Origin of the sequence: Salinisphaera sp. SPP-AMP-43 (assembly GCF_049568105.1) — a bacterium.
Lineage (GTDB): Bacteria > Pseudomonadota > Gammaproteobacteria > Nevskiales > Salinisphaeraceae > Salinisphaera.
In genome coordinates this window covers 1851164-1864365 of sequence record NZ_CP145335.1, presented here as the reverse complement: position 1 = coordinate 1864365, position 13202 = coordinate 1851164, and the positions used below count along the sequence as shown (strand labels likewise).

The 13202-nt window shown below is 53.3% G+C and carries 10 protein-coding genes; 3 read left to right on the top strand and 7 right to left on the bottom strand.

The genetic code is table 11. The features are described 5' to 3' along the window. Positions 1 to 454: 454 nt before the first annotated feature. Positions 455 to 877, top strand: coding sequence for a hypothetical protein (locus V5738_RS07945; RefSeq protein WP_423823881.1), 423 nt, complete (start codon positions 455 to 457; stop codon positions 875 to 877). 134 nt (positions 878 to 1011) lie between these two features. Here V5738_RS07945 and V5738_RS07940 read toward each other — a convergent pair whose 3' ends face one another. Further along, positions 1012 to 2295: a nucleotide sugar dehydrogenase gene (locus V5738_RS07940; protein ID WP_423823880.1), complete on the bottom strand. Its 1284-nt coding sequence runs from the start codon at positions 2293 to 2295 to the stop codon at positions 1012 to 1014. 219 nt (positions 2296 to 2514) lie between these two features. On the opposite strand from V5738_RS07940, the gene V5738_RS07935 reads away from it, so the two are divergent. Continuing rightward, the gene (locus V5738_RS07935) at positions 2515 to 3519 is read left to right on the top strand and encodes an NAD-dependent epimerase (RefSeq protein WP_423823879.1); all 1005 of its coding nucleotides are present in this window, start codon (positions 2515 to 2517) and stop codon (positions 3517 to 3519) included. Positions 3520 to 3565: 46 nt separating this feature from the next. On the opposite strand, the gene V5738_RS07930 is transcribed toward V5738_RS07935, so the two are convergent. The 4 genes from V5738_RS07930 to V5738_RS07915 all read right to left on the bottom strand — a co-directional run bounded on the left by V5738_RS07930 (position 3566) and on the right by V5738_RS07915 (position 9429). Further along, positions 3566 to 4960: an undecaprenyl-phosphate glucose phosphotransferase gene (locus tag V5738_RS07930; RefSeq protein WP_423823878.1), complete on the bottom strand. Its 1395-nt coding sequence runs from the start codon at positions 4958 to 4960 to the stop codon at positions 3566 to 3568. A gap of 355 nt (positions 4961 to 5315) precedes the next feature. Then, on the bottom strand, positions 5316 to 6449 hold the full coding sequence (locus tag V5738_RS07925; protein ID WP_423823877.1) for a glycosyltransferase: 1134 nt from the start codon (positions 6447 to 6449) through the stop codon (positions 5316 to 5318). Between the two features lie 589 nt (positions 6450 to 7038). Next, a complete protein-coding gene (locus tag V5738_RS07920; protein ID WP_423823876.1) occupies positions 7039 to 7785 on the bottom strand; it encodes a capsular polysaccharide synthesis protein in 747 nt (248 codons plus the stop codon). Between the two features lie 591 nt (positions 7786 to 8376). Next, positions 8377 to 9429 carry a glycosyltransferase family 4 protein gene (locus V5738_RS07915; protein WP_423823875.1) on the bottom strand — a complete coding sequence of 351 codons (1053 nt, stop codon included), beginning with the start codon at positions 9427 to 9429 and terminating at the stop codon, positions 8377 to 8379. A gap of 190 nt (positions 9430 to 9619) precedes the next feature. Between V5738_RS07915 and V5738_RS07910 the strand changes: the two genes are divergently transcribed. Next, the gene (locus V5738_RS07910; RefSeq protein WP_423823874.1) at positions 9620 to 10480 is read left to right on the top strand and encodes a glycosyltransferase family 4 protein; all 861 of its coding nucleotides are present in this window, start codon (positions 9620 to 9622) and stop codon (positions 10478 to 10480) included. Positions 10481 to 10532: 52 nt separating this feature from the next. Here V5738_RS07910 and V5738_RS07905 read toward each other — a convergent pair whose 3' ends face one another. Beyond that, complete coding sequence (locus tag V5738_RS07905) at positions 10533 to 11753, bottom strand: glycosyltransferase family 4 protein (protein ID WP_423823873.1); 1221 nt, start codon at positions 11751 to 11753, stop codon at positions 10533 to 10535. 53 nt (positions 11754 to 11806) lie between these two features. Beyond that, positions 11807 to 13012, bottom strand: coding sequence for a glycosyltransferase family 4 protein (locus V5738_RS07900; protein ID WP_423823872.1), 1206 nt, complete (start codon positions 13010 to 13012; stop codon positions 11807 to 11809). Between the last annotated feature and the right edge of the window lie 190 nt (positions 13013 to 13202).

The window sequence follows — 13202 nt, the reverse complement described above, 5'->3', positions numbered from 1 at the left end:
GCAACAACCTTAGTTTCAGCGTCTGCTTTTCAAAAGGCCCTTCGGGGCCTTTTTTAGAGTAGTCTCAAGTATTAAACGATCTCTATAATCAGAAAACTGAGATTCCAAAAAACCGTATACCTCGATATAACCGCTTCCACACAGTGGCGATTGAAAACTTGCTTGTTATCCGCGAATATATAGTTTCAATCAGCTATTCAGGCCTAGTCAAAACGACGGGGCAGTGATGAAGGCGCGCATAACTAGAATCGTTGTTGTCACGTTGCCCGCTGTGCTTGTCTTCAGCGGTGCCTTTATCTACTTTGGCTTTCGACTAGAGACGACTACGACGCATCAGCCATCCTCGCAATCTCAAGGCTTTCGACCTTCCTTTCGCTCCGAAATAAACCGAGAGCGCGGCCAAGTACTGCGCTTGCTGCCGCAGATCCCACAGCTCGCACTCGAATGGTCACCCATGGCCCAGATTGCGTCGCCTGCGCGCGAGCTTTCCAGGCCCCGTCCTCAGGTGCAAATCACCAAGCTGGGCGTGCCGCGCCCCCTAGACCTGAATTTGCCGGCCGTAGAATCGGATGTGGGCGGCCTTAGCGACGCGCGCTTTAGCGCACAGGACGATACACAGGCCGAAGTACCTGCGATATCCGATTCGTTGATTCCCCAATCAGCACCGAACCTCGAGGGCGGAACTGACGGCTTGGCCGAGGACATCAACCTCTTCAGTCAAGGCACAGGACTGCGCGGCTTCATGGCCAAGAACTGGGTGAACGAACGCATCGGGGTGCAGGGTGGCTTGGCGATCAAGGACGAGCAGCTGCGCGAGGACAACAGCGACCTGCGCGACAACGTTGCCGTGGGTATGGGCATCCTCTTCGCCTTCTGAGGCGCGCGCCGGCCGCGCGGTCGTTATCACACTCGGTAGCTCCGAGAACGACAGCCTGCCTGTATCCGAATCGACTCACAGCCGCCCCTTGCACGCTACAGCCTGATGCGCCCGTGTTGCCACCCAGCCCCGACTTAAAGGCGTCCGTCCGTCTCTTTGGCCGGAAAGGCATACTTGACGTCATAGACGATGTGCACCGGCTTGCAGTAGCTTCTGACCGTCTCGATGCCCGCTGACTGAAACTCTCGGTGGGCTACAGCAACGATTGCAGCATCGTAGGCACTGCTTTGCGGCTTTTCGACAAGCTCCAGGCCGTATTCCTCGGCCGCCTTGGCCGAATCAGCCCACGGATCGTACACATCGACCCAGACGTTAATTGCCTTCAGCTCGTTCACGATATCGACGACCCGCGTATTGCGTGTATCCGGGCAGTTCTCCTTGAACGTCAAACCCATAATCAAGATACGAGCGCCGTTCACTTGGATGCTCTGGCGTAGCATCAGGCGCACGACTTCTTGCGAAATATAGCGGCCCATGCCGTCGTTGATGCGCCGCCCGGCCAGGATGATTTCCGGGTGGTACCCCACCGACTGGGCTTTATAGGTCAGATAATACGGGTCGACGCCGATACAGTGGCCACCGACCAATCCCGGCTTGAAGGGCAAGAAATTCCACTTGGTTCCCGCCGCCTCGAGTACTTCCTGGGTATCGATGCCCAGGCGGGCAAAGATCTGGGACAGTTCGTTGACCAAGGCGACGTTGATATCGCGCTGGACGTTTTCGATTACTTTGGCCGCCTCGGCCACGTTGATCGACGACGCGCGATGCACGCCAGCCGGCACGATTTGTCGATAAAGCGCGACCAGGCGATCGGCTGTCGATCGATTCGAACCCGCCACGACTTTCACGATATTCGACAGCCCGTGCTCGGAGTCGCCGGGGTTGGCTCGCTCTGGGCTATAACCCACGAAGAAGCCCTCGTTGAACACCAGCCCCGAGCCGGCCGCGAGTATCGGCACGCATCGCTCTTCAGTCGCACCGGGATAGACGGTCGACTCGTAAACGACAATATCGCCCGTTGACAAATAAGGCGCTAACGCACGAGAAGCCGCCTCCAACGGGCCGAAGTCGGGCACCTTGGCCTCAGTGACCGGCGTCGGCACAGTAACAATATAAATATTGGCGCCGGCCAGATCCTCGGAATCCGACGAAAACTCAAGACACGCTTCTTCCAGGCCCTGGCGAGAGACTTCACGCGTGAAATCGTAGCCGTCGCGAAGCTGTTCGACACGACGCGCATCGACGTCAAAACCAAGCGTCGGATAGTGTTTGCCGAATGCAACCGCCAACGGCAGGCCGACATAACCGAGCCCCAGAACCGCCAGGCGATCGGCCGTCGATATATATTGATCCGGCACTGGCCTCCCCCGTGTTTGCACAATCGCCAAGCTCGCGTGAAGCCGGGCGCGCACTTCCAAAGCTATCGATGATACAGAATCGCTAGGCCTGCAAGTAAAACCCTGGCTCACTCCCCGTAATTAAAGTGCTTTCGCTTTTAGTGATGCCACGTTACTTAGGCCCGAAAGCCGCGATCGGTATAATGCGCCCTGCCTCATCTTCGGCCTATTGGATATTTCATGAGCATACTGGTTACCGGCAGCGCTGGCTTCATCGGTTTCCACGTCGCGCAGCAGCTACTCGACCGGGGCGAGACCGTGGTCGGAGTAGATAATTTCGACCCCTACTACGACGTCAACCTCAAGCGTGCACGCGTGGCCATGCTCGAAAAGCACCCTGCGTTCGAGCAGATCGAGCTGGATATCGCCGATCGCGAGGCGATGCCCAAGCTGTTCGCCAAGCACGGCTTCGAGCGCGTGGTCCACCTGGCCGCCCAGGCCGGGGTCCGCCATTCGCTCGACCACCCCCACGATTATATCGACGCCAATGTGACCGGCACTCTGAATGTTCTAGAGGGCTGTCGACATAACAACGTGGCCCACCTCGTCTATGCCTCGACGAGCTCGGTCTATGGCGCTTCGACCGATATGCCGTTCTCGCCGGAAGGCGATGCTGACCATCCGCTGGCCATCTACGCCGCCTCCAAGCGCGCGACCGAATTGATGGCCCACTCCTATGCGCACCTCTACGGCGTGCCCAGCACCGGGCTGCGCTTTTTCACCGTCTATGGCCCCTGGGGCCGGCCGGACATGGCACTGTTTCTGTTCACCCAGAAAATGCTCGCCGGCGAACCCATTCCGGTGTTCAACCACGGCAAGCATCGCCGCGATTTCACCTACGTCGACGATATCGCCGAAGGCGTTGTGCGCATCCTATACAAAACCGCAACCCCAGACGACGCCTGGAACAGCGATGCCCCACGCATCAATAGCAGTCCAGCCCCGTGGCGTGTCTATAACATCGGCAACGGCAACCCCGTACCGTTGATGGATTACATCAACCGGCTCGAGGAATGCCTCGGCGTGACTGCGGAAAAAGACATGCTGCCCATGCAGGCCGGCGACATCGAAGCCACCCATGCCAGCGTGGACGGCCTCTTTGAAGCGGTGGGCTATCGCCCGGAAACCACCGTTGACGAAGGCGTGAAGAATTTCGTTAACTGGTATCGCAGCTATTACGGCTAGCCGATCGCCTATAGCGCAGCCCTAAAACGACGGGCTGCGCTATCGCCTAATAGGCATTTTTGTGCACGAACCCCTTGAAAATCGTCAGGAAGATAATCTTCAGGTCGAACCATAGGGTCCAGTGCTCGATGTAATACAGATCGTGCTCGATGCGCTTGCCCAAATCCGTTGAGCCACGCCAGCCATTGACCTGAGCCCAGCCGGTGATGCCCGCCTTCACCAGGTGCTTCTGCATATAGCCGGGGATTTCTTCCTTAAACTTCTCGACGAAAATGGGCCGCTCCGGGCGCGGGCCAACAATCGACATATCACCCAGCAACACATTGATAAACTGCGGCAGCTCATCGAGGCTAGTTCGCCGAAGGAACCCCCCGAAACGGGTCGAACGCTGCTCACCTTGCTTAGCCCATACCGCACCGCTCTGGGATTCCACGTCGACGGGCATGGAGCGGAATTTGAGAATCGTAAACAAGCGGCCGTTCCACCCCATCCGCTTCTGGCGGAAAAACACGGGGCCCGGCGAACTCAGCTTTACACCGACGGCCAAAGCCAGCAGTACTGGACTGACCAGGATGAGAATAGTGGCCGATAGAAGACGGTCTTCAAACGCCTTGATGACCCGGCTCATGCCCTGCATCGGAGAGACACTCAGATTCAGCATGGGCAGGCCCAGCACCTCGGTCACCGGGTGCTGAATCAAACGCATACCGTGCAGATTGGGCACCAACCGCTTGGTTACCGTGCTGTGCCGGAAATCCCAGAGCACCCGATCGATCAACGCCTGCTGCTCCAAAGGCAGGCAAAGCCACACTTCATCGACGCCGAGGCGCCGCGCTAAGCGCTCGGTCTTGTGGCTATACGGAACAATTCGCGCCTTGCAATCTTGCTTAGTCAGATCGCAATCCAACATGGCAGCGGCCACAATCTCCCATCCGCTTGAAGGCGTCTGCGCGATACGATCGGCAACTTCCTGGGCCAGAGCCCCGTTACCGATGATCAAGATTCGCCGATGATTCCACCCTCGCACCCGCAGCCATTGCAGGGCGCTATACATGCAGATCCTGCCGACGGCGAGCAAAAACCACGACAGAAGCGCCCAGTTCAGAACCCACAGGCGTGAATAGCTATCGCTTTGCTTGAGCGCGAAGCCAATCAGGATCAGCCCGAGAATCGTTGCTGCCCAACCGAAAGTGATCGCGCGAACCTGATCGATCGGGTTTCGACCGCGCCAGGAATCGTATAACCCCAATGAGGGGAAGATACTTAGGGCCAGCAAGACAGCGACCAGTAGTGGCGCACGATAGTGCGGCCCGAGCGCCAGCAACTCGAAGCGCCATACATGCGCCAAGTAGGCACCGATAACAATCATCGCAATATCGCCAAGCGCATAAAGCGCTGCCGATATGCTGCTGTGATCACGCAGAAAACCGCTATAAAACATCGCTCGCCAAGGCTAACCGGCGTAACTTGAAGCGTGAGATCATAAACCCCAGCAACCGCCCCCTTACTGAACGCATGAGAGCACCAAAGACATAAATTTTGTTCCCAAGTATGCCTCGCCCCGCATGCAGCCCGCGGCCGACCTGGGTCGTTCGCGATGCAGCTCATACGTTACATGAAACGCCCGTTTGCGGTAAGAGGCCAGATTCGATCGTCTGGCTCTGAGGTATCGAGTCAGACTAGAGACTCAACGGACACAGCCGGTCCGCTGGGTAAGTTCCTACTATCATTGCGACTATAAATCGGCACCGGATGCGAACATACTGAGACCGCATTAGAAACATGCAACAGACGATTCACATACCGGGTTCGGCTAGCGCACTTTTTAACACGCCTTCTAAAGCACTACGGAAACGATTGGAATCGAAAGCCGTTGCCGCTTGGCGTAAAGCCTGCCGATCGATCGTCGGCTCCCAGTCCTCGAACCGCTTTATAGCCGTACATAGACTCTCAGCGGTTGGTTCGGGATAGTGGATACCGGTCACCTGATCGGTGATCGTTTCTAGCGCCCCGCCCTTCGCATAGGCGATAACCGGCGTCCCGCAAGCTAGAGCTTCAAGCGGCACGATGCCGAAATCTTCGACCCCAGGAAAGATCAGGGCTCGCGCATGCTTTAATGTGTCTGCGACAGACTGCGCCGTCTGATGCCCGCGAAATTCAACGTTCGGCAACCCGCGAGACGACAGCTGTTCATACATTTCGCCCTGGCCGATGACCACCAGCCTTTTATCTGGCATCCGGGCAAAGGCTTCGATCGCTTTATCCGGCTGTTTATAGGCAGTGAGCTGCCCCAGCATCACAAAATAATCGCTTTTTTCCGACGTTAATTCGAACGCAGACACATCGACTGGCGGATGTATGACTACGGCGTCCCGCCGGTAAGTCTTGCGAATACGGCGTCGGACGAATTCCGAATTAGCGATGAAATGATCCACACGATTAGCCGAATTCTGGTCCCAGATCCGGAGATAGTGCGTAAGCATCGGCATTAACTGCCGGTTCAGCCAACCCGTACTTTCCCGATAGTCGTGGTACATATCCCACAGATAACGCATCGGCGAGTGGCAGTAGCACACATGCAGTGTATCGGGATCGACCAGAACGCCCTTTGCGGGACCCGATTCGCTTGAAATTACAAGATCGTAGCCACGCAGATCGAGCTGTTCTAGAGCAGTCGGCATTAAGGGAAGCAGCTTCTGATAGAACCGCTTTGCCCCTGGTAGGCGAGCAATCGGCGACTCAGTCACCTTATGGCGTTTCGCAAGATCGGCGAATTCTTCGCGGTCTATGACATGCGTGAATACATCAGCTTGCGGAAACAGACGCAAAATTTCGTCGACGACCTTTTCACCGCCACGACGGCTCACAAACCAGTAGTGGATTAACGCAACCCGCAATCCAGCGTAATTCCTTTGCTCCGAATCGGTCATTCCCTAACCTATCTATCAAACCAAGCACTTACGGCCTCAACCAGACACACCACTCGCTAAAGCGCCATGTAAGTAATACCGCGAAAAAAAGCGCCAGATTTCTCCCGCGCACCCTTGCTACTTTCCGCCGCAGCAACACACCGAAGCGCGACCTATTCGCAATATCTAATTAGCGCCTATATATAACGATTAATAGTGTCGGCACGATCGATATATCCGCCGTCTCGCAGGCTAGACTGTCTACCGTAAGCTAGTCCGCCTCGGGTTACTCGTCTATCTCAGCCCTTAATCAGGCACACTAGTGTAACGTTGACCGGCTGCGCTCACTATGAAGACACCTTACCTGCCGGTCACTGCGCTTTTCGCCTGAGCTCTTCCTAGCCTCTATCTGGACTGGGTTAATAGACTCTGGCTAACTCTCTTGGAATAGTGGCAATTAGATACCGCCACCGAGGGACTTGAGCGACATATCCTCTCGAACGTTTTCACTCATCGAAAGCCTCGCAAAGGATCTGTTTCTCCGAATGTGCTCTTTGCTATATTCCACGCATGAATCGCTAGCCACATATCTATCGGGCCCCAATCACAGTCAGCATCCCTCTATTACCTGCCCTATCAAACTGCTTGGTTGATACAAGCCGCGGGCAAGATAGGCTTCGACGATACCGCGATCTTTCTGTGTAAGCTTACTCAAAGCCGGATGCCGATCAGATGGAGCGGGACGGAGGAGCCAGTTTATCGCGATATCCCTGTCCGTTTTTGAGCGCTCTTCGACGATAGCAAATGCCTCATCCCGTACGCGCACTAGACCCATACGAATGTCTTCGCAATCGTGAAGTGCTGCGGCACAGGCTAAATACGCGACGCGTAAACGCGGATTAGGGACACGCTCTGCGGCGCGACGCACCTCGGCACGCCTCATGAGCGAACGATAGCAGGCAGGGGCCCCATGAACAGCCTGAACCGCCAAGTGCTCTATCCATGCACCGAGAAACTCATTTCCAGCGGGCGCAGCAAGAAACCAGTTCTCGATAGTCGGCTCGTCGCGTCGCCGAGATATCCGATCGTTGTGGAACCCCACAAAGCCGAGTCTCTGCTCCTGCTGCCATTGAATAACCCATTCAAGCGATTCGCCGAGAATGATGGAACTATCCAGCCAAATACCACCGTACCGGAATACGAGATATAAACGCAGAAGATTAGCCTTATGCTGCGGCAGCATATCGCTCGGCCAAGTATGATATTCCGGGACAAAGTCCGCGATGTTGTCGCGATTTAATAGGGTAACTGTGAAACTTGGATTCTGTCGCTCAATATTACGATAGCATGCCGCCACGAAAGACGGAGGTGGTGGCGTCTCCCAAAAGAGCCATATTTGACGCGGTATACTCGCGAACTCCCTTGATGAAGCCCCCCGCTCTAGCACCCATCGCATACTGGGCTGAAACGAAGCATGAGGTCGAAGCGCACTTTCTAACAGACTACGACGGCTCCGCGCAGCAAGTTCGGCTTGAGCAGAAAACTGCCATTTCCTAATCTTTTTATACGTGCGGCGCGGGATATACCGTTGCGCGACTCGAACGAGTATCTTCTTCACTAAAGACGCCTTTATATATACTATCGAACCAGAAAGCTAACGCCGAGCGTAGTACATCCCTGCCACAATTTGTGGCAATGTTCGACGAAAACGGTCAAACGGTGGTTTAGCAGCACTCGATCACAGATCTATAGTCGAAAAGCCAACCTCAAACATATAGTTGCGTAAAACTTCCAAGTCGCAAATACGGCGCTATCTATTATTTGTATAGAAACGTTAGTGTCTAGTAGTAATAGCTACGGTATATTTTATATACCGCCCTCGTCGCTTTTGACGACCCAAAAACCAGTTGTGCACACTTTTAGCTCGCATATCGGACGCTGAAATTACTTAATACCTTTCATTCGCCACAATTTCGGCGACCTGTTTCAGTTTCTCAGCTGAACGGCACCAACTGAATCTAGCTGCGTTAGATAGGCCGCGCGATGCCAGCGATTGCCGCAGAGCCTCATCGTTGAAAACGCGCTCAATCTGTAGGGCTAGCGCTGCCGGATTCGAGCTATCGAAATATAGAACGCTATCTCGCAACACTTCAGGAAATACTGTAGCGCTGCCAACAATTACTGGACAACCGCACATCTGCGCCTCGATCGGGGGAATACCAAACCCTGCGTAGAATGGCGCAAACACAAAACATGTTGCATTTGCGTATTCACGGGCAAACTCGTCGTCGTCGAGATGGCCTAGAAGCGTAATCTGTGATCGATCATTAAAACGATTAAACTCTGTTTCGTGGTGGAAGCGCGTAGAGCTTCCAACCACTCGAAGTTCGAGTGGGTACCGATATGAGAGCGCCTGCGCCGCGCGGAGGATAGCGACATAGTTCTTTTGATCTCCATTATCAGCAATAGCCAAAATGGTCTGCGATTGACGTGGCGTATCAGCCGGTTGAAACGCAGAAGCAACACCATTGTAAATAACAGAGATATCTGTTTCGGCGAGATTATAAGTTCGTGAGATTTCCGACTTGGAAAATTCGCTGACGGTAACAACGTGTCGTGCGCGACTGATCAACAGAGGCATACACGCCTTGTACAAATGGCGGATCTTCCAGTTAAAACTTTCTGGATGATGGAGATAAGCAACGTCGTGCAGCGTGACGACTTGCCGGTTGCAAATAAATGGAGCGGTGTTACCTAGACTTATAAGAATACCGTCTTTAGGTACAGCGCGCGGCAGCTCGACCTGCTCCCAAACATGTCCTTTCGTCCGGCCTACGACTGAGGTGACTGACTCGAAACCATTTAGGTCAGCATCGCATGGAGCGAGTACTTCAAAATGCCACCCGGCAACTTTTAGCGCTCTTACGATCTCGCGAGCAAAGCGCTGGACGCCGGAGACACGCTGACTCAAGAACCGCCCGTTTACAAAGAATTTAGTCACTCGAACTCGATTTCCTAACCGGCCTGTATTTCAGTAAAATTCCGCGCTTCATAGTAGAACACGCTTGGACAGCCGAATGATTCTAGGGGATAAAAGATGGTCTGGGAACCACGGGATTGGCAGATTTGCTCGCGAGGTCCTTTCCAGACTCCCTCACCATCCTTATGAGCCTTCACGATCACCGCTCTCGATGTTCGATCCGATATTAACGGGCGTATACCTGAGCACGGCACGCCCAAGCTACTATTTTTCCCCGGGCTTTAATTCTGTATCTGGCTATCGTGGACCATTCGGTCTAACAATCCATGATCTGATTCATCTTCACGTCCCTGGCGAACAATCCGCGGCAAAGAAACTGTACTACCGGGCCCTGCTAAAGCCAGCACTCAAACGTGCGAGGCATGTATTTACGGTATCGGAATACTCAAAGCAAGACATTTTGCAATGGTCCAATATCGATAAACAAAAAATTGTCGTCGTTGGTAACGGGGTCTCATCAGTGTTTACACCTGAAGGCTATGCCACGACTTACCAACGACCTTATCTATTTTATGTCGGCAACCATAAGCCACATAAGAATACTTTGAACGCCATAAAGGCATTCAAGATTTCTCGGACTTCTTATACGCACGACTTTCTTCTTTCCGGCCCCCCCCGGCAGCACGTAACCGATTTCATCGCTCGCGAGGGACTTATCGGTAAAGTCCGATTTACCGGCATGCTTGAAGAACAAGACCTAGCAAGCCATTACCGAGGCGCCACTTCGCTAATAATGCCATCTCTATACGAGGGGTTCGGGCTTCCGGTCATCGAGGCTATGGCCTGTGGATGCCCAGTCGTATCTAGCGACCGAACAGCCCTTACAGAAGTCGGCGGGCAAGCAGCGATCTATTTCAACCCCGAACATGTGGATGCTATTGCCGATGCCATTGACCAAACACTGGATAAGGAACGCGTTGAGCACATGAGCTTACTTGCACTCGCAAACTCTGCGAGGTTTAACTGGCAAACGGTTGCGGATCTAATCAACTCAGCAATAGCAGGAGCATGACCTGCTTTTAGTGCGGCAATTGTAGACAGCTCACTTTAATTATTAAGCACGGCTAACAATTCAAATGTGGTTTAGGAGCCTGTGCAGACGAATAAACCGACAAATATTGCTCAGCCCAACGGCCTGTATCCAAGTACCGCAAACCGTCCGCGGCAGCTTGTTCCGATAGTCGATACAAAAGATAGCGGTCAGATCCTATTTGTTTCAACCGACACGAGAGCGCTGTCCTATCCAATGGGTCAAAAAGCAACCCATTGCGCCCATCCTGAATAATCTCCGGCGCCCCCCCGTGGTTCACAGCGATCACCGGCCGCCCGAAGATCAGCGATTCGAAAGCTACTCCTGGAAACGTATCTCGCCACAGCGACGGCACCACAACGATATCGACTTCGGGAAAGAACTCTGCTTGCTTGACTCGCCCGAGAAATCGGATTCGTGAATCTTCGGTTGAGTCACGAATGGATTTCGCGTACCTCGACTTGAGATCGCCTGCGACCCACAACTCAGCGTGCTTCAGATCCGCATGTTCGAACGCTTCCAGCAAAGACTTCACGCCCTTTGCCGGTGTGATACTGCCGATGAAACCGATCCGTAACGTACTTTGATCCGAACGCGGTATCGGCGGCTTGTGTTCGAAAATAGCCTTAGGGCGGGCGTTGTGAATTACGCGCTGGATGTTGACGCCGCTAAAATACCCTTGATCACGATGCCGCTCCAGAATAAATTTACTAACCCCAACTACCGCCGACACACGACGACTCTTACTGCGATGCGGCAGCCGCAGAAGTCTGCAGGATCCACACCGCGATGCACAATTTTGACCTTTGCGAAACATGGTTCCGTTCGTACACATCAAGTATTGATCATGTAAAACCTGAACGATGGGCACGCCGGCATCATTCAGCGCATCCCAAACCCCAACCGACCAACCTGGCAAATTATGTACTGATGCAACGTCAGGCTGCTCGTCGCGGCACACTTGATTGACGACCCTTCGCATGAACGGGTTGACTGAATCGAGCCCGTGCCAAGCAAGTCGCGTAATTTTCGAGCGCGATCGGTCGTCAAACGGCCAATAAAGGTTGCGAACTCCGACCTCGATAACCGTTATACCATCGCGTTGAATCCGACGAGTTTTACCATGAGGCCCGGCCGCAAGAAATACGCACTGGTGGCCAGCTGCAGTTAATGCCTGCGTGAGATGGCGTAACGAGACTTCGGCACCGCCAGCGGCTGCAAAAACCGACATCGTGTGAATAAACAATATTTTCATGGGCTAAATCACTTAAGACCCAACTTACCTACTTGCTGCGTCAGGAACACCGATCAAAGTAGCCCGTTGAAAGCGGACACCACATGACTTTCCCAACTGAATTTCTTGGCGTGAGCGGGTCCATTTTGCGACAAACTAGAACGAAGCCCCTCTTCATTCAGCATTCGCGCTATAGCATCACACATGGCCTGGCTGTCTCCAGGAGGCACAAGAATACCAGTCAAATTATCAGTCACGACTTCTGGTATGGCGTCTGTGTACGTTGAAATAACCGGAAGGCCCTGAGCAGCAGCTTCAAGTAAAACCAAACCAAAGCCTTCCACTGCGAGCTGAGTAGGTACGGAGGGGTGTATTAGACAGAACGCATCTGCGTAAAGGGCGCGGAGCTCGGAATCGCCAACTGCGCCGGCTAGACGTATATCAGCCTCTGCAGAAGCGATTTCGCTCTTTAGCTTCTGATAATAGTCTTCGTTAACGCTCTTACCCGCAATTATATAGGTCACTCGTCGACGCTGATCTCTGGGCAAAGATGCAACTGCACGAATGGCGTTGATAACGCCCTTCCGATGCTCTAAACGCCCCACTGTCAATAGGAGTTTTCGGCCTTGATGTTTCCCCAGGCCGCCTGTATCCGCCGCAACATCAAAGCCGCTCTTCTCAAACCATGACCCATCTGCCCCCAAATAAGATGCAACAACACGCTCCTCCTGCAGGTAGGGATGATGCTCGAGGGCAAGATTACGAGTGAACAAAGAGTTTGCAATAATACGATCAAACCGCATTAGCGGGCGCATTACTTTGGTTTTCTTTAAAAAAGAAAACATTCGGTTTCGAATTTCGGTCCCATGTAAAACTGCGATTTTATGCCCTCGGAAAGGCGCATTACGCAATGCTAAAATGGTTGGGAAGTCGGCAGCTACCGCGAGATCCGGCGTTGATCTTACCAAATGCCAAGAGATGCGCGCCAACATGGCAAAGATATCTATCGATCCAGAAAATCCTGATTCAGATAAGACTCTAACTGGAAAATACCCTTTTTGGGACGGAACCTTATCTACCGAGCCGCCGAAAACACATACCTCGACGTCGTGGCCGAGCTTCGATAGCGTATTAGCAATCTGAAAGACATATGTCGCTATTCCTCCGGGATAAGGAGGAAACTCAGTTGTATATATAGCGATTTTCTTCGGCATAATAAAAGGATCAGTGATAGATGCGAGGATTTGAATCAGGTCGATATTTGTATTCTCACGAAGCACGCTGTACTAATATCTCTACCTGAAAACCTTGGAAACCCTTTGCTTATCTGGCCTCGCGGATTTAGATCAAATATTCAGAACCACCAAAACGACGACTTTGGCTCGAAAAAACTCAAAAGACGACAAAATTTTACATACGTCCACTATCCTCAACGAGCGATTATAGCGGCTCGGTAAAGTGCTCTTACCG

Coding starts and splice junctions, on each gene's coding strand:
- V5738_RS07930 (WP_423823878.1), bottom strand. CDS start 4,960: ATGTTTTATAGCGGTTTTCTGCGTGATCACAGCAGCATATCGGCAGCG.
- V5738_RS07925 (WP_423823877.1), bottom strand. CDS start 6,449: ATGACCGATTCGGAGCAAAGGAATTACGCTGGATTGCGGGTTGCGTTA.
- V5738_RS07910 (WP_423823874.1), top strand. CDS start 9,620: ATGTTCGATCCGATATTAACGGGCGTATACCTGAGCACGGCACGCCCA.
- V5738_RS07945 (WP_423823881.1), top strand. CDS start 455: ATGGCCCAGATTGCGTCGCCTGCGCGCGAGCTTTCCAGGCCCCGTCCT.
- V5738_RS07905 (WP_423823873.1), bottom strand. CDS start 11,753: ATGAAAATATTGTTTATTCACACGATGTCGGTTTTTGCAGCCGCTGGC.
- V5738_RS07935 (WP_423823879.1), top strand. CDS start 2,515: ATGAGCATACTGGTTACCGGCAGCGCTGGCTTCATCGGTTTCCACGTC.